The sequence below is a fragment of the Streptomyces sp. Y309 genome (genome assembly GCF_056712025.1).
The window spans coordinates 7,127,117-7,143,283 of the sequence record NZ_CM160048.1 but is presented as its reverse complement, the minus strand read 5'-3'; the positions used below and the strand labels follow the sequence as shown (position 1 = coordinate 7,143,283).

Below are 16,167 nucleotides of genomic sequence, written 5' to 3'. Positions count from 1 at the left end.
TGGCGAGGACAGGTACCGGCGCCGTGCCGGGACGGGCGGCGGTGACCCGGCATGACCTCGCCGCTCCTCGCGGAGGATCCCAGAAGCCTGGGCGGGCACCGCCTGTTGTCCCGTCTCGGGGCGGGCGGTATGGGGCAGGTCTATCTGGCGCGGAGCCCCGGCGGCCGGCTGCTCGCGGTGAAGACGGTGCACGAACACCTCGCGGAGGACGCGCGGTTCAGGGAGCGTTTCCGCAGGGAGGCGACGGCCGCGCGGGCCGTGACCGGCGCCCACACGGCCGCCGTCGTGGACGCGGACCCCGACGCCGACCGGCCCTGGCTCGCCACCGCGTTCCTGCCGGGCGTCACCCTCCGCCAGGCCGTCGCCGCCACGGGCCCGCTGTCCGCGGAGGTCGCCCGCGCGCTCGCCGCGGCCCTCGCGGAGGCCCTGGCCAGCATTCACGCCGCGGGCATCGTGCACCGCGACCTGAAGCCGTCCAACGTCCTGCTCACCGCCGACGGCCCCCGCGTCATCGACTTCGGCATCGCCCGCGCCACGGGCGGCGAGTACGCGCACGGCCCGCTGACCGCGACGGGTTCGATGCTCGGTACGCCCGGCTACATGGCGCCGGAGCAGATCCTGGGCGGCGCGACGGGGCCGGCCACCGACGTGTTCGCGCTCGGCGCCGTCCTGGCCTTCGCGGTGACCGGCGCCAGCCCGTTCGGCTCCGGACCGGTCGCCGTCCTGCTGTACCGCGCGGCCCACGAGGACCCGGAGCTCACCGGCGTCCCGGACCGGGCGGGCCTGCGGGAGCTGGTCGCCGCCTGCCTGCACCGGGATCCCTCCCTGCGCCCCGCCGTCGACGCCGTCCTGCGGCGGACCGCCACGCCGGACAGCCCCCTGTGGTGGCGGGACGAACCCCTCCGGTCCCTCATCGCGGAGTCGGCTCCGCGGGTTCCGGAGGGCGGGACCGCCGCGGCCAGGGGGACTGCTGTGGTCGATGGGGCCACTGTGGTCGACAAGAAATCCCCCACAGACCGCCTCACCGCCCGCGCTGCCAACGCCGACCTCGCCGCCCGCGACCGCGCCATCCGCGACCGCGCCACCCGCCGCCGCACCCTCACCCGCCGCTCCGCCCTCACCGTCGGAGGCGCCGGGCTCGCCGCCCTCATGGGGTGGGCCATCCGCACCGCACCGGGCGCCGGGCCCCCGGACCCGGCCGACGAGAGCACCCTGAGCCTGCGCAAGGGGCGCCGCACCCCGCGCGCCACCCGGTGGACGCTGACGCTGGACGACGCGCTCGGCGGCGGAGGCCTGAGCGGACTACTGCTCCAAGACGGCACCGTGTTCGTGCACGGCCCCGACCGCAGCACCTCCCTGGGCGGCGAGGTCCACGCCGTGCGCGCCGCCGACGGCAGCGAGCGGTGGCGGCGCGAAGGCGGCACCCCGGCCGCGCCCACGCTGTGGGGCGTGGCCGACGGGCTTCTGGTCGCGCCCGACGTCCTGGCGGCGGCCGTGGACGTACGCACGGGAAAGCCGTGGCCCGTGAAGGACGCCTGGCCGTCGGGGACCACCCAGTGGTACGCGGTCGCGGGCAGGCGGCTCGTGACGCTGCACACGACCGGCTCGGCCAAGGACCCGGAGCTGCGCCTGCGCACCCTGTCCGACGGCGCCTCGCCCGGCGCCCGCAAGGACGTGCCCACCTGGCAGCCTCCCGCCGTCTCCGGCTCGTCGCTGCTCCTCGCGCCGGAGCCCGCGGACCTCGACGAGGGCGCGTCCTGCCTCGACGCCCGCACGGGCGACACGCTGTGGACGTACAAGGGCCTCCGCTCCGACGACCGGGCGGTGACCGCTCCCGTGACGCTCCCTCAACAAGGCCCGCGCGGCCCGAGGTTCGCGCTCCTGACCGAGGAGTCCGAGCTGCATCTGATCGGCGTACGCGACGGCGAGCGCCTCGTACGCAGGGACCTCAAGGTGGTGGCGGGGCGGGGCGCGACGGCCCTCGGACAGGCCGACGGCACCGGCCTGGTGCTCGGCGGCGGCAAGCTCGTCGGCTTCGACCCGGACGACGGCAAGGAGCTCTGGCGGCACGACTCGGCCGGGCTCGACGCGAGTTGGCCGCGGCAGGCGGGCGGTGCGCCGGGGGCGGTGACCGCCGACGGCGTCCTGGTGCACTGGACGGACACGAACACCGTCCAGGCCGTCGACGTCCGCAAGGGCGGCAAGGAGCTGTGGAAGGCGTCGTTCGAGGCCACCGGCCAGCGCCCGCCCGCCATCGGCGGCGGCACCGTCTACGTCACGGCGGGCCGCGAGGTCCGCGCGCTCGGCCTGCGTGACGGGAAGGAGCGGGCACGGTGGCCGCTGGCCGGCACGGCCACCGCGCTCGCCGCCGACGCCGACGGCTGGTACGCGCTGATCGGCGGGACGAGCGTCCGGGCCGTCAACGCACCAGCCCTGTAAGGGTGTTGATGACTTGGTTGACGACCAAGGCGCGCCCCGTTCGGCTCAGGGGCGCTGGCGCCGCCACGGCCCCGTGATCGCCAGCATGATGCCGGGCGTCTGAATGCTGGCGTACAGCGTCCGCCCGTCGGGCGAGAAGGTGACGCCCGCGAACTCGCTGTAGGACGGCTTCTCGGGCGTGCCAACGTTCAGTTCGTTGCGGGCGATGGGGTACGTGCGCCCGCGCTCCGTCGCGCCGAACAGGTGCTGGACGCCCTCGCCGTCCTCGGCTATGACCAGGCCGCCGTAGGGCGAGACGGTGATGTTGTCGGGGCCGTCGAACGCGCCGTCCTTGCCCGGGTCCGCGTTGACGCCGAGGAGCACCTTCAGGGTCAGGGTGCGGCGCCCGGGGTGGTAGAACCACACCTGCCCGTCGTGCTGCGCGCCGGGGCTCTCCGCGCGGGCGTACGAGGAGACGATGTAGGCGCCGCCGTCGGCCCACCACATGCCTTCGAGCTTGCGGGCGCGGGTGACGGCGCCGAGGTCGAACTGCTTGCGGACGGGGACGTCACGGGCGTCGCGGTCGGGGACCTCCACCCAGTCCACGCCGTACACGGTGCCGATCTTCGTGGCGCGCGAGAGGTCGTCGACGAAGCGGCCGCCGGAGTCGTAGCACTTGGGGGCCTTGAGGACACCGGCGTCGTCGGCCAGGGTGCGCAGCCTGCCGCGGCCGTGCCGGAAGCCGCCCGGCGGGGTCCAGCGGTAGAACAGGCCGTTGGGTCCCGAGGCATCCTCCGTCAGGTAGAGGTGGCCGCGCTTGGGGTCGACGACGACGGCCTCGTGGGCGTAGCGGCCGAGGGCCTTGATGGGCTTGGGGTTCCGGTTGGCGCGCCGGTCGTAGGGGTCGACCTCGAAGACGTAGCCGTGGTCCTTGGTCATGCCGTTCTGGCCGGCCTTGTCCTCGGTCTCCTCGCAGGTGAGCCACGTGCCCCAAGGAGTGCTGCCGCCCGCGCAGTTGGTGGCGGTGCCCGCCACCCCGACCCATTGAGCCACCTCGCCGCCCCGGCGCACCTCGACGACCGTGCAGCCACCGGCCGCGGCCGGGTCGTAGACGAGGCCTTCGGTGAGCGGCACCGGGTGCTTCGCCTTGGCGCGGGGGCCGCCCAGCTCGTGGTTGGTGACGAGCAGGGTCACGCCGCGCGGGCCCGCGAAGGTGGCGGTACCGTCGTGCTTGGACGGCGTGAACTCGCCGGTCTCCAGCTTCGTCTTCCCGCTGTGGGCGATGACGCGGTACGAGAACCCGGCAGGCAGCGCGAGCAGGCCCTCGGGGTCGGGCAGGAGCGGGCCGTAACCGGGCGCGCCGTGGCCATGTCCGTCCTGCCCTTCGGCGTCGGCCGCCCCGGCGACCTCGAGATCCTGCGCGGCGAGCGCTCCGGGCGCGGTGGCCAGCGCGCCGACGCTGCCGGCCAGGGCGACGCCCGCCCCGGTGACCGCTGATCGTCTGGCGAAATCCCTACGAGTGAGCGTCGACATGATGTCTCCTGAGGGAGCGAATGAGGGCGCGTACGGCCGGGCCTGCTGTCGGCGACAGATTCCCGCTCACGTATAAACGGCAGTTGAACGAAGACCGACTTCGGCGGTCGACTTCCGGACGCCCACGTTCCGCCAGGAGGCGCTGCCATGAGTACGACCACGGGGACCACCGGGACGGCCGGGACCACCGGAACCGCCGCGAGCCCGTCCACGAGCACGCCCTTTCCGGCCACCGGCCGCCGCGTCCTGGTCAGCGGCGCCTCACGGGGCCTCGGCCGGGCCCTCGCCCGCGCCTTCGCGGACAACGGCGACCGGGTCGCGGTGCACTACGGCTCCCGCGAGGAGGAGGCGCGGGCCACGCTGGACTCGCTGGCCGGGGCCGGGCACGTCCTGGTGGGCGGCGATCTGGCGGACCCGGCCGGGGCCAAGGACGTCGCGGACCGCGCCGCCGCCGCGCTAGGCGGCATCGACGTCCTGGTCAACAACGCCGCCGTGAACCTTCCGCACCCGCCCGCCACCACGTCGTACGAGGACTGGTCCGCGCTGTGGCAGCGGCACGTGGCGGTGAACCTGCTGGCCACCGCGAACCTCAGCCACCTCGCGGCACACCGCATGACGGACCAGGGCACCGGCGGCCGGATCGTCAACATCGGTTCGCGCGGCGCCTTCCGGGGCGAGCCCGATCACCCTGCGTACGGAGCGACGAAGGCGGCGGTGCACGCGCTCGGCCAGTCCCTCGCGGTGGCGCTCGCGCCGCACGGCATCGCGGTGGCGTCGGTGGCGCCCGGCTTCTTCGCGACCGAGCGCGTGGCGCACCGGCTCAGCGGCGCGGAGGGTGAGGCGATCCGCGCGCAGAGCCCGTTCGGCCGCGCGGGCACGGCGGAGGAGATCGCGGCGGCGGCGGTGTGGCTGGCGTCGCCGATGGCGGTGGGGTCTCCCCTGCTCGAACGTAGTTGAGAGCTTGGGGAAGGGCCTCGGGGGCGGTCCTGGACCTCAACGGCGCGTCGCATCTGCGCACCTGAGCCCGGTCGCGTCTACGCGAAGCGGCGTACGTTGCGGACACCCGCGCCGGACGCCTTGACCGGCGATGGTCCCGGCAATAGACACGCAAGTACCGCATCCCGCAGGGCGACCTGCGGAACCGCATCACCCACGCGGGGAGGCGAGCCGGAGTGGACGCACACCAGGCGCGCAGCCTCCATGAGGACCGGCTGATGAGGCTGGCCAATGTCACCGGGGTCGGCACCGGCAGGGACGAGGACTCGGGCACGGACGTGATCGTCGTGTTCGTCACCCATCGAGTGCCCCGCGACCGGCTCCGTGACGAGGACGTGGTTCCGGACGTACTCGACGGCGTGCCCGTGCGCGTACTGGCCATCGGCGACGTCGGCGCGCAGGGCGAGGCCTGAGACGCGCACCGGAACCCCGTGACTTATTCAGCACAGGGGAAGAGGTGGTCTGGCGTGAGCCAGCCCGAATTGATGCGAGGACCCACCGGCGGCACGCTGAGCGACAGCTCCCGCCAGCAGGCGATGACCGACTTCATGCGCCGCGAGCAGCCGCTCGCGAACGTCGTCGGCTTCGGCCACGGCGTGAAGTGGAGCGACGGCCGGCCCACCGGCGAGCCCGCCGTGCTCGTGTTCGTCACCCAGAAGGTGCCCGAGTCACTGCTCCCGGAACGGGACGTGATCCCACGTCAGATGGATGACGGCACCCCCACCGACATCATCGCCGTCGGCCACGTGGCCGCCCAGCGCCAGCAGCGCAGGCCCGTGCGCGGCGACGACCGCTCGCAGCTCTCGTACGACGTCGGGACGACCGCCGGCGAACAGCTCGCCGCGGGGCTGTCCCAGCCGCGCCTCGAAGAGCCCGGCGGGCTCGCCGCGTTCGAGCCGCAGCTCCTCAAGCGCCGGATGCGGCCGAGCCCCTCGGGCTTCTCGGTCGGCAACGTCCGGGTGACCGCGGGCACGCTCGGCAGCGTGGTGTACGACTTCCTGCCCGGCGCGTCCGTCGACCCGCCCGGCGCGGGGCTCGGCGTCCCGGCGAAGTTCTACATCCTGTCGAACAACCACGTGCTCGCCGACTCCAACCGGGCGCAGTCCGGCAGCGCGATCGTGCAGCCCGGCGTGTTCGACGGCGGCCAGGACCCCGCCGACCGGATCGCGACCCTGGACCGCTTCATCACGATCCAGTTCGCCCCGCAGATCCCGCTGGAGCGGCACAACAACGTGGTGGACGCCGCTCTCGGCACCGTGGACTTCCAGGACGCGACGCGTGAGCAGTACTTCAGCGGCGCGCCCCGGGCCTGGCGCCGCAAAGCCAACGTCGCCGTCGGCGACCTCGTCAAGAAGTCCGGCCGCACCACGAACATCAGCTTCGGCCGGATCATCTCCGTGGACGCCACGATCGACGTCAACTACGGCACCGCGGGCACCGCCCGCTTCAAGGACCAGATCCTCACCACGAACATCTCGGCGGGCGGCGACTCCGGGTCCCTGGTGACCTCGCTCGACAACGTCGCCCTCGGCCTGCTGTTCGCCGGTTCGTCGACGGTCACGGTCATCAACCACATCGAGAACGTCCGCGCGCTGCTGCGCGTCGAGATCGCGGAACAGCTCGCCTGACGCACGACTTCCCGGAGGGAGGGTTCCATGACCACACAGGCACGCAAGCAGAAGGGCCAGGCCCGCGCGGAGCACCGTTTCCACAATCCGCAGGGGGCCGAGGTCAAGACGCGTGACGAAGCCTTCGCCACGCGGATGGACGTCTCGGCGGAGGCCGTCGCGGCGGACTGCAAACTCACGCTCCACAACGGCCAGGTCACGTTCGGCATCGAGGTGAAGTACCACCCCAACACCTACCCGCACGTCGTGACCGGCGGCCGGATCACGTCCGGCATCTGCGGTGCCCCCTGGGACATCACGGGCGGCTTCGTCGGCGAGACGATCCGCCTCGACGCGAAGCGGGCCGGGCAGGGGTCCTGCGCGACCACGATCACCATCGTGGGCGAGTACCAGAACCCGCCCGCCTATCGCGGGACGTACGGCTTCGACGGAGCGACGTCGTCGTTCAAGCACACGACACGCTACGAGTGCTGAAGCCTCGGGCCGGCCGGGGGAACCGCCCTTCCGCGGCCTCCGGCCCGGCTCGTCCTCACCGCCGGACGGGCTCTTTTCTCCCACCCACCCGCCCTGACTTGCCCTACGGGACGTAGTCGGCACATCAGCCAATGCGTCCGGCAACCCCTTCCAGCCCGTCCGTCACGTGAGGACGAGACCGCCCAGCCCGCCGCCCGCGCCTTCCAGCCCGCCCGGCCCCTCTAGCCCGTCCGGCGATTGAGGACGAGGCCGTTCAGGCCGATACGGGGGTCCGGGGGCGGAGCCCCCGGTTTCGGGAAGGGGCGGGGTTGGGGAAGCCCCCGGCAGGGCCCCGCCTAGGCCTGTTGCGACCTGGCCTTGAAGGCTGCCTTGCGGGCCTCCTTCGCGATCTTCTTGTCGGGGTGGAGGCGCCCCATCGCCTCGAGAACGTCCGCCGTGGCGGGATGCTCGACCCGCCACGCGGCGGCGAAGAACCCGCTGTGCTGCGCGGCAAGCCCCTCCACAAGCCCCTGCAACTCCTCGGAGTTCCCCTCGGCGGCAAGCTGCGCGGCAATCGTGTCGATGGTGAGCCAGAACACCAGCTCCTGGGACGGCGCGGGCACATCGGAGGCCCCCTGCTCGGCGAGCCACACCCGGGCGAGGCCCCCGAGCTCGGGGTCGTCGAGCACCTCGCGCAGCGCGGGCTCGGCCTCACCCCCGACGAGCGACAGCGCCTGCTGGCACCGCAGCCGCCGCAACGGCGCCCCCTCGTCCCCGCCCCGCGCGGCGGCCAGCAACTCCCGCGCCGCGCCGAGCGGTTCACGCCGCGCGAGCCACTGCTCGATCTCGGCCTGCGCGGCGGTCTGCGGGAAGCCGGCGGTGCCGTCGAGCAGCGTGTCGGCCCCCTTGTCGGCGAGGTCGCCGACGGCGGGCGCGTCGAGCCCGGCCTCCAGCATCCGCGCCCGGATCCCGTACAGACCGAGCGGCGTCAGCCGGACCATCCCGTACCGCGTGACGTCCTCGTCCTCGTCGTCGGCGGCCGGCAGCGGCTCCTCGCTGTCGATGTCGGCCATCAGGGCCTCGTCGACGGGCCGGTACTCGACGAGCCCGATCGGCTCCAGCATCCGGAACTGGTCGTCGAGCCGCATCATCGCGTCCGACACCTGCTCCAGGATGTCGTCCGTGGGCTCGCCCATGTCGTCGGGCACGATCATCGACGCGGCGAGCGCGGGCAGCGGCACCGCGCCGTCGTCCCCGGCGCCGTCGCCGACGGTCAGCAGGTACAGGTTGCCGAGGACGCCCTCCAGGAAGTCCGCCTCGCCCTGCGGGTCCCAGCCGAGTTCCTCGAAGTCGATCTCACCGCCGTCCTGGATCGCGTCGACGAGGTCCTCCAGGTCGGGCACCGTGGCGTCGGCGAACACCGCCTCCAGGGCGGCGAGCCAGATGCCGAGGACGTCCTGCGGCCCGCCCGAGGTGAGCAGCGCCAGCTCCTCGCCCGCGGCGACGGTCCCGTCGGCGTCGTCGGAGTCCGCGTCCTGGACCTCCACCAGACCGGTGTCGACGGCGACCCGCCAGGCCTCGCTCGCGTACGCCGCCGCGTCGCCCCCGTCCGCGTCCGTCACGTCCGTCACGTCCGTGCCGTCGGCCGTGCCGCCGGTGAGCCCCAGCTCGGCCGCCGCGGCCGGGAGCTGCTCGTCGACGAGCTCACCGCCCGCGCCCACGCGGGTCTCGGGCCCGGCCCAGCGGGCGAGCCGCACGGCGCGGGCGAGCAGGGGCGTGGCGAGCGCGTCCCGCGCGAGCTCCGCTTCGGAGTGCAGCAGCACCGGCGGCAGGGTGGCGGGGCTTTGGGACATCGGCTGGTTCTCCTGACGGACGTGCGGGTCTGCTGCCCTGGCGGGCGTACGGTCTGCGGCCCGGCGGGCGTACGGTCTGCGGCCCTGACGGGCGCAGGGGTCTGCCACCCCCACGGGCGTGCGGGTCTGCTGCGTGAAGCCTAGACGGATTTGACCGTTTGCCGCCTGCTTCATGTCCCCGTCAGGAGACGTACAGATCACGCACACCCGCAGAACCTTGACAACTTCCCCGCCCGCACAAGAGATTGACGCGCGTAGAGCGCCACGCCACTCCCCAGGCCGCGTCCCCGTTCCCCGTCCTCACCCTCACTCCGGAGTCCCGATGCCTCACATACCGAGATCCGCCGCCGTCGGCGCCGTCGTCGCCACCGCCCTCGCGGCCGGGCTGCTCGCCACCACCGCCGCCGGCGCGTCCGGCACCTCCGCCGACCAGGTCCGGGTGCACGACATCCAGGGCACGACCCGCCTGTCGCCGCTGGCGGGGCAGCAGGTCGACGGCGTACCGGGCATCGTCACGGGCGTGCGCGGGTACGGCTCGAAGGGCTTCTGGATCCAGGACACGCGGGCCGACGGCGACCGCGCGACCAGCGAGGGGATCTTCGTCTACACCTCATCGGCGCCGACCGTGAAGACGGGCGACGCGGTCCGGGTCTCCGGCACCGTGACCGAGTACGTGCCCGGCGGCGCCTCCTCCGGCAACCAGTCGCTGACCCAGATCACCAAGCCGACGGTGACCGTGGAGTCCTCCGGCAACGCCCTGCCCGCGCCGGTGACCGTCGGCGCCAAGTCCGTGCCCTCCGCGTACGCGCCCGCGGGTGACCCGGCGGCGGGCAACAGCGTCAACGCGCTCCCGCTGAAGCCCCGTTCGTACGCCCTGGACTTCTACGAGTCCCTGGAGGGCATGAACGTACGCGTCGGCTCCTCCCGCGTCGTCGGCGCCACGGACCCGCACTCCGAGCTGTGGGTGACCGTGAAGCCGCACGAGAGCGCGACGCGGCGCGGGGGCGCGCTGTACGGCTCGTACGCCTCGCAGAACACCGGGCGGCTGCAGATCCAGCAGCTCGCGCCGGTCTCCGAGCAGCCGTTCCCGAAGGCGGACGTCGGCGACGTGCTGACCGGCGGCGCCGAGGGGCCGCTCGACTTCAACCAGTTCGGCGGGTACACGCTGACCGCCCGCTCGCTGGGCAAGGTCGCGCACAAGGGGCTGCAGCGCGAGAAGACCCGGCCGCAGCGCACGGGCGAGCTCGCCGTGGCCACGTACAACGTCGAGAACCTCGACCCGGGCGACCCGCAGGCGAAGTTCGACGCGCTCGCCTCCGCCGTGGTCACGAACCTGGCCGCGCCCGACATCGTGGCCCTGGAGGAGATCCAGGACAACAACGGCGCGAAGAACGACGGCACGGTGGCCGCCGATCGGACGCTGCAGAAGTTCACGGACGCGATCGTCGCGGCGGGCGGGCCGCGCTACGCCTGGCGGACCGTCGACCCGGAGAACAACAAGGACGGCGGCCAGCCCGGCGGCAACATCCGTCAGGTGTTCCTCTTCAACCCCGAGCGGGTGTCGTTCACCGACCGCGGCGCCGGTGACGCGACGACCGCGACGGGCGTCGTGCGCGCCGGGAAGCAGGCCGCGCTCACGCACTCGCCCGGCCGGATCGCCCCCGCCGACGCGGCGTGGACCAACAGCCGCAAGCCGCTCGCCGGCGAGTTCAGCTTCCGTGGCCGGACGGTCTTCGTGATCGCGAACCACTTCGCGTCGAAGGGCGGCGACGAGTCGCTGACCTCGCACCACCAGCCGCCGACGCGTTCCTCGGAGACGCAGCGGGTGCGCCAGGCCGAGGCCGTGAACTCCTTCGTGCGGGAGATCCGGGACGTGCGGAAGGACGCGGACGTGCTCGTGGTCGGCGACATCAACGACTTCGAGTTCTCCGCCACGACCGAGGCCCTGGAGGCGGGCGGCGCGCTGCGCGCCGGGATCAGGACGCTGCCGCGCGCCGAGCGCTACTCGTACGTCTTCCAGGGCAACTCCCAGGTGCTCGACCAGATCCTGGTCAGCCCCGGTGTCGGCCGGTTCCACTACGACAGCGTGCATGTGAACGCGGAGTTCGCGGAGCAGAACAGCGACCACGACCCGCAGGTGGTGCGGTTCCGGCCGTAACAGGTCCGCTCCCCGCCAGGTCAGCCGTAGAGGCGCGTCAGCCAGTCGCGCCAGGCGAACTCGGTGCCCTTGGCGTCCGCCTGCGGCGCGAAGTCGTGGATGCTGACGCCGACGGGCCCGCCGAAGTGGTTGCGGCCGAAGAAGCGGTAGAGGGCGTCGTCGGTGCGCAGGCCGATGAAGTACGGCGTGCGGAAGTCGACCACGGCGTCCAGCTCGGCGCCGGCCGCGCCCAGGCGGACGCGGGCGCCCTCCGACGCGTCCGTGGGGAGGCCCAGTTCCCGGGCCAGCTTCGCGAAGGCGTCGGCGGTCGCCGAGGCGGCGGGGGCGTCGAGGGCGAGGAAGGTGACGGGGCGGCCCGCGAAGTACGTCAGGTACTGGCGCAGGGTGTGCAGGTGGAAGTCTGTGTGCCGGGCCGCCGCGTCGTACTGGTTCACCGCGTCCTCGGCGTTCCCGGTGAAGATCCCGCTGTGCGCGTACCGGACCCAGGAGCGGCGGCCGCCGTCGCGGGGCGCGACCTCGTGCTCCAGCTGGTACAGGCTCTGCTCCGGGGGGAGCGCGTCCGGGTCGTCCGAGCGGACTGTGAGGCGGCGCGGCGGGTCCCAGACGGTGACGACACCGCCGAAGGGCCCGGCGCCGCCCTCGCGCGGCTCGTACTCCATGGGCCACAGCCACCCGCCGGTGCCGGTGGTGAACGCGTCCCACACCTCCCGCGGCGAGGAGCCGAGCTCGAACTCCCGGACGATCTCGAATGCCCTGCCGCTCCCGCTGCCGCCGCCTCGGCTGCCACCGCGGCCGCCGCCTCGGCCGCCGCTGGACTTGGTCATGGGGACTCCTCGGGGTTCACCCCTCATGACCCCACCGTACGGGCCGCCGGTAAAGCCCCCGGGCGCGACGACTTGGGCTACTCGGGCACCACCCCGAACACGCGCCGGTAGCGCCGCACGTCGCCCGCCTCGACCGTACCGGGGAACTCCCGCACCCGCCGCCAGGCCTCCTCGACGGTGCCGATGCCCTCGCCCGGCCCCTCGAGGGCGCGCGCGTGGTGCTCCGCGGTCTCCCACTCCGCGTAGTTCACGATCCGGGTGCCGTCGGTGCTCAGGTGGAAGTGCGCCGCGAGCAGGCCCGGCACGGGGCGGGTGTCGAGCGCCGCGAGCACCGTGTCCACCCAGGCCCGCTGCCGGTCGGCGTCCGGCCCGTCGAATTCGACGTCGACGGTCACGAAGGCCTCGGGCACGGCGCCGGTCCCGGAGCCCGGCGTCACGCTCTTGTACCGGCTGGTCTTGGTCAGGCCGAGCCGTTCGACGCCGGGCACCGCCGCGTCGATCTCGGCGTTCCGCTCGTCCCGGCCCCGGGCGAAGAAGTCCTGGTAGGCCTCGTCGTCGCGCCACTGCGAGTGGTGCATCAGGGTGGCGCCGTCCTCCCCGGCGTACACGTGGTAGGACAGCAGGCCCTCGTGCGGCCAGGGGCGGCTCTCCCAGGCCTTGGCGATGGCGTCGGCGGTCGCCTCCTGCCGCTCGGGGGTGCCGACGTGCCAGGTGCTGAAGAAGGCGAGGCCCACGTCGGAGCGGGTCGGGTCGGGGTGGGTGGTGGCGCGCTGCGTCATGGGGCTCTCCACAGTCGTGAGGGCGTACGCGGCCGAGGCACGGCGGCGTACGCGCTGATCGTGAGTGATGACGTACGCCGTGCCCGGGCCCGTGCTCCTGCCGTTGCCCGTGCGCCGCGTACAGCCCCTACGTTCCAACCTGAACCTTGGTTGAAGTCAAGCCCGTTCGGGTTCGGGCCGCACCACGTCGAGTCCCGGCCGCTTCGCACGATGCCCGCCGCGTCCGCCGCCGAGCGCCCCCGGCCGCCGCACCCGCGACATCCGCCGCCCCACCCACGGCGCCACCGCCCCGGCGAACCAGCGCATCTCCTGCGCCGCGCCGCCGAGCGCCGACACCGGGGCGGGCGCGGGCAGCGGGCGCGCCCAGTCCGCGTAGCCGCTGAGGCCGAGCGCGTCGGCGACACCGGCGGCGATGCGGGCGTGGCCGACGGGGCTTGCGTGCGTGCGGTCGCGGCTCCACAGCCGCGGGTCGGCGGTGAACCGCCGCGGGAACAGGTCGAGGACCACGACGCCGTGCCGGTCGGCGGCGGCGCGGATGCGGGCGTTGAGGTCGATGACGCGGGGCTGGGCCCGGCGGGCCAGCGGGGCGATGCGGCCGATGTCGGGGAAGGTCACGGTGACCACGCGCGCGCCCGCCCCGGTGAGTTCGGCGAACATCTCCTCGACGGCGCGCGCGGTGCGGGCCGCGTCGTAGCCGGGCCGGACCAGGTCGCCGACGCCCGCCACGACGGTCGCGAGGTCCGGCTTGAGCTCCAGGGCCGGCCCCAGTTGCTCGTCCCTGACCTGCTCCGCCAGGCGGCCGCGCACGGCCAGGTTGGCGTAACAGAAGTCCGGGTGGCCGACGGCGAGTATCTCCGCGAGCCGGTCGGCCCACCCGCGGTAGCCGTGCCGTTCGTCGCCGTCGCCGATGCCCTCGGTCTGGCTGTCTCCGACGGCGACGTAACGCTCGTACGGATGCGTGGTCATGGCCCGAGGGTCCTGCGCCCGCCGGAGCCCGTCAACGAGGCCTCCGCGACACGTGTCACACTCCGGCCATGCCGGCCCCAGCGGCGCTCCCGCGCCCCTACAGCAGGTGGCTGCCGCCCGTCACGAGGAGCACTTCGCCGGTGATGAAGGAGGCGTTCGTGAGGTCGGCCACCGCCTCGGCGATGTCCTCCGCGCGGCCCACGCGGCGCACCGGAAGCCGGTCCGCGACCGCCGCCATCTCGGCCTCGATGCCCTCCAGGCCGTCGAACCACGGGGTGTCGATCATGCCGGGCGCGACCGCGTTGACCCGGATCTCGGGGCCGAGGGTCTTGGCGAGCAGCAGGGTCATGTGGTTCACGGCGGCCTTGCTGACCGCGTACGGGATCGAGCTGCCGACGGGGCGCACGCCCGCCGCCGACGAGATGGTCACGACGCTGCCCGCGCCGCTCGCCCGCAGGTGCGGCACGGCGGCGGTGATGGTCTGCCAGACGCCGACGACGTTGATGTCGTACAGCTCGCGCCACACGTCGGGGCTCGCGGCGGCCAGGTCGTCATGGGCGATGAACCGGGTGGCGCCCGCGCAGTTGACCAGGATGTCGAGGCGTCCGTACGCGTCCACGGCGCTCTGGACGAGGCGCTTCGCGTCGGCCTCGACGGAGACGTCGGCCTGGACGTAGACGGCGTCGGGCAGTTCGGCTGCCACCTTCTCGCCCGCCTCGACGGAACGTGCCGAGTTCACGACGACACGGACGCCCGTGGCGGCGAGGCGCCGGGCGACGGCGGCGCCGATGCCGGACGACGATCCGGTGACGACGGCGACGCGCTGTTCCCTTCGGCCGGGCCGTTCCTCGCTGCCGAGCGCTTCCTCGCCGGTGCGCTGCTCCTCGCCGCCGATGTCCTTGCTGCTCATTAGAGGACCATCCCTTCTGCAGCCCTCACGAATAGGGTTGTGACCTCTCGGTCCCGGTGGGTGCACGGCCATTGCTGCGAGCCGCTTGACGGCCAGCATGAGTTCCGCCGGCCCCGCCGGGCCGAGGCCGTCTGATCGGCTTCAGGGACACGCCCCTTCGAGGGCCGATTAATGAGCTTCCGGCAGACGTCCTCACCACCGAGCAGGTGCTCCGCGTACGACACAGGAGTACTTCTTCCGTGTACATCGGATGGGACTGGGCGACCGATACCCACGACGTCACCGTCATGGACCACCTGGGCACCCGCGTGGACCGGTGGGAACTGGCCCATACCGAGGAGGGTTTGACCAAGACACTGGCCCGCCTGGCCACGTACGGGGCTCCGGCGGATCTTCCGGTGGCCATCGAAACCACCCGCGGCCTGGTCGTCGACCGGCTGCTGGCTGCCGGGCATCCGGTGGTGCCGGTGCACCCGAACGCCTTCCACGCGATGCGGCCGCGCTGGGGCGCCGCCAAGGCCAAGACGGACGCGGGCGACAGCATGAAACTCGCCGACTACCTGCGCACCGACGGGCACTTCCTGCCCCGTCTGGAGCCCACCGACCAGGCCACCCTGGACCTGCAAGCGCTCACCCGACAGCGCGCCGACCACATCGAGGCCAAGGTCGCCGCTGTCAACCAGCTCGCCGCGCTGCTGGACGCCCACTGGCCCGGTGGCAAGTCCGTCTTCTACGAACTCGACAGCGACATCGCTCTGGTCTTCCTTGAGCGCTACCCCACCCCGGCCTCCGCCGCCAAGCTCACCGCCGGGCGGCTGAAAGCCTGGTGCAACCGCCACGGCTACTCGGGCAAGAAGCCCGGCAGCGTGCTCATCGAACGCCTGCGCTCGGCACCGTCCGCGGCGTCCCGGCTCAGCCCGGCCGCCGTCGCACAGCTCGTCCGCGTCCAGGTCCAGCTCGTCCAGGGCATCCGCGCCACCATCCGCACGTTGGACAAGGCCATCACCGAGGCAGCCAAGGCCCACCCCTACGCACCGCTGTCCGCCACCATGCCGCGGATCGGTAAGGTCAACCTCGCCCAGATCATCGGCGAGCTCGGCCCGATCCTCGAACGCTCCCAGACCTGCGAGCAGTTCATCGCCGAAACCGGGGTCGTCCCCGTCACGAAAGCCTCCGGCAAGTCCCGCACGGTCGCCTTCCGCTACGCGACCAACCGCCGCGCACGCCTGGCTGTCACCACATTCGCCGACAACAGCAGACACGGCAGCGACTGGGCCGCGAAGATCTACACCGATGCCCGCGCACGCAAGAAGCGGCACCCCCATGCCATCCGCATCCTTGCCCGGGCATGGCTCCGCGTGATCTGGGCCTGCTGGCGCGACGGGACCTGCTACGACCCCGACACCCACCAAGCCAACGAAAAGATCAACACGGCTGCCGACACCCCCATGGCCGCATAGAGGTTGACTCAGGAAACTCATGCGGTACTTCTCCTCGGGTAGACCCGCCGCGCCCGCGCCGATCATACGCAGCCACCCAGGGCCGACCGGTCGGCCGGTCTAAGCAGTGGCGAGGTCTGCTGCGGTTCGGCAGCGCCCCGAAGGGGCGCGGGGAACTGCGCGACCAGCCACGACGGGCCCGCAGACGAG

Annotated in this window: 12 protein-coding genes and 1 pseudogene; 7 read left to right on the top strand and 6 right to left on the bottom strand. The window is 73.2% G+C overall.

Annotation, left to right across the window (positions count from 1 at the left end; translation table 11 throughout):
• The first annotated feature begins 51 nt into the window (after positions 1 to 51).
• Complete coding sequence (locus tag AC0KTA_RS29600) at positions 52 to 2,439, top strand: protein kinase domain-containing protein (RefSeq protein ID WP_481051265.1); 2,388 nt, start codon at positions 52 to 54, stop codon at positions 2,437 to 2,439.
• Between the two features lie 45 nt (positions 2,440 to 2,484).
• Here AC0KTA_RS29600 and AC0KTA_RS29595 read toward each other — a convergent pair whose 3' ends face one another.
• On the bottom strand, positions 2,485 to 3,951 hold the full coding sequence (locus tag AC0KTA_RS29595) for an alkaline phosphatase PhoX (protein ID WP_481051264.1): 1,467 nt from the start codon (positions 3,949 to 3,951) through the stop codon (positions 2,485 to 2,487).
• 147 nt (positions 3,952 to 4,098) lie between these two features.
• Here AC0KTA_RS29595 and AC0KTA_RS29590 point away from each other — a divergent pair.
• From AC0KTA_RS29590 to AC0KTA_RS29575, 4 genes and pseudogenes are all read left to right on the top strand, one after another.
• A pseudogene (locus AC0KTA_RS29590) lies at positions 4,099 to 4,973 on the top strand (SDR family NAD(P)-dependent oxidoreductase).
• Positions 4,974 to 5,165: 192 nt separating this feature from the next.
• Entirely contained in the window at positions 5,166 to 5,360 is a 195-nt protein-coding gene (locus AC0KTA_RS29585; protein WP_481051263.1) for a hypothetical protein, read from the top strand.
• 54 nt (positions 5,361 to 5,414) lie between these two features.
• The gene (locus AC0KTA_RS29580) at positions 5,415 to 6,575 is read left to right on the top strand and encodes a chymotrypsin family serine protease (RefSeq protein ID WP_481051262.1); all 1,161 of its coding nucleotides are present in this window, start codon (positions 5,415 to 5,417) and stop codon (positions 6,573 to 6,575) included.
• 27 nt (positions 6,576 to 6,602) lie between these two features.
• Positions 6,603 to 7,049, top strand: coding sequence for a hypothetical protein (locus tag AC0KTA_RS29575; RefSeq protein WP_481051261.1), 447 nt, complete (start codon positions 6,603 to 6,605; stop codon positions 7,047 to 7,049).
• A 335-nt stretch (positions 7,050 to 7,384) separates the two neighbouring features.
• Here AC0KTA_RS29575 and AC0KTA_RS29570 read toward each other — a convergent pair whose 3' ends face one another.
• Positions 7,385 to 8,881 (bottom strand): hypothetical protein, encoded by a 1,497-nt coding sequence (locus tag AC0KTA_RS29570; RefSeq protein ID WP_481051260.1) that lies wholly within the window; start codon positions 8,879 to 8,881, stop codon positions 7,385 to 7,387.
• Positions 8,882 to 9,203: 322 nt separating this feature from the next.
• On the opposite strand from AC0KTA_RS29570, the gene AC0KTA_RS29565 reads away from it, so the two are divergent.
• Positions 9,204 to 11,039 carry an endonuclease/exonuclease/phosphatase family protein gene (locus AC0KTA_RS29565; RefSeq protein WP_481051259.1) on the top strand — a complete coding sequence of 612 codons (1,836 nt, stop codon included), beginning with the start codon at positions 9,204 to 9,206 and terminating at the stop codon, positions 11,037 to 11,039.
• A 20-nt stretch (positions 11,040 to 11,059) separates the two neighbouring features.
• Here the strand turns inward: AC0KTA_RS29565 and AC0KTA_RS29560 are convergent, their stop codons facing one another.
• The 4 genes from AC0KTA_RS29560 to AC0KTA_RS29545 all read right to left on the bottom strand — a co-directional run bounded on the left by AC0KTA_RS29560 (position 11,060) and on the right by AC0KTA_RS29545 (position 14,518).
• Complete coding sequence (locus AC0KTA_RS29560; protein WP_481051258.1) at positions 11,060 to 11,863, bottom strand: SRPBCC family protein; 804 nt, start codon at positions 11,861 to 11,863, stop codon at positions 11,060 to 11,062.
• Positions 11,864 to 11,940: 77 nt separating this feature from the next.
• On the bottom strand, positions 11,941 to 12,642 hold the full coding sequence (locus AC0KTA_RS29555; RefSeq protein ID WP_481051257.1) for an antibiotic biosynthesis monooxygenase: 702 nt from the start codon (positions 12,640 to 12,642) through the stop codon (positions 11,941 to 11,943).
• 156 nt (positions 12,643 to 12,798) lie between these two features.
• A complete protein-coding gene (locus tag AC0KTA_RS29550; RefSeq protein ID WP_481051256.1) occupies positions 12,799 to 13,608 on the bottom strand; it encodes an SGNH/GDSL hydrolase family protein in 810 nt (269 codons plus the stop codon).
• Between the two features lie 97 nt (positions 13,609 to 13,705).
• Positions 13,706 to 14,518, bottom strand: a complete 813-nt coding sequence (locus AC0KTA_RS29545; RefSeq protein WP_481051255.1) for an SDR family NAD(P)-dependent oxidoreductase — start codon at positions 14,516 to 14,518, stop codon at positions 13,706 to 13,708.
• Between the two features lie 239 nt (positions 14,519 to 14,757).
• Here AC0KTA_RS29545 and AC0KTA_RS29540 point away from each other — a divergent pair, with 239 nt between their 5' ends.
• Complete coding sequence (locus AC0KTA_RS29540) at positions 14,758 to 15,978, top strand: IS110 family RNA-guided transposase (protein ID WP_481051254.1); 1,221 nt, start codon at positions 14,758 to 14,760, stop codon at positions 15,976 to 15,978.
• Positions 15,979 to 16,167 lie beyond the last annotated feature (189 nt).

What these genes read in the sequence shown, in the direction of transcription:
- AC0KTA_RS29600 (WP_481051265.1), top strand. Translation starts at nt 52, where the DNA reads ATGACCTCGCCGCTCCTCGCGGAGGATCCCAGAAGCCTGGGCGGGCAC.
- AC0KTA_RS29595 (WP_481051264.1), bottom strand. Translation starts at nt 3,951, where the DNA reads ATGTCGACGCTCACTCGTAGGGATTTCGCCAGACGATCAGCGGTCACC.
- AC0KTA_RS29585 (WP_481051263.1), top strand. Translation starts at nt 5,166, where the DNA reads ATGAGGCTGGCCAATGTCACCGGGGTCGGCACCGGCAGGGACGAGGAC.
- AC0KTA_RS29575 (WP_481051261.1), top strand. Translation starts at nt 6,603, where the DNA reads ATGACCACACAGGCACGCAAGCAGAAGGGCCAGGCCCGCGCGGAGCAC.
- AC0KTA_RS29570 (WP_481051260.1), bottom strand. Translation starts at nt 8,881, where the DNA reads ATGTCCCAAAGCCCCGCCACCCTGCCGCCGGTGCTGCTGCACTCCGAA.
- AC0KTA_RS29565 (WP_481051259.1), top strand. Translation starts at nt 9,204, where the DNA reads ATGCCTCACATACCGAGATCCGCCGCCGTCGGCGCCGTCGTCGCCACC.
- AC0KTA_RS29560 (WP_481051258.1), bottom strand. Translation starts at nt 11,863, where the DNA reads ATGACCAAGTCCAGCGGCGGCCGAGGCGGCGGCCGCGGTGGCAGCCGA.
- AC0KTA_RS29555 (WP_481051257.1), bottom strand. Translation starts at nt 12,642, where the DNA reads ATGACGCAGCGCGCCACCACCCACCCCGACCCGACCCGCTCCGACGTG.
- AC0KTA_RS29550 (WP_481051256.1), bottom strand. Translation starts at nt 13,608, where the DNA reads ATGACCACGCATCCGTACGAGCGTTACGTCGCCGTCGGAGACAGCCAG.
- AC0KTA_RS29545 (WP_481051255.1), bottom strand. Translation starts at nt 14,518, where the DNA reads ATGAGCAGCAAGGACATCGGCGGCGAGGAGCAGCGCACCGGCGAGGAA.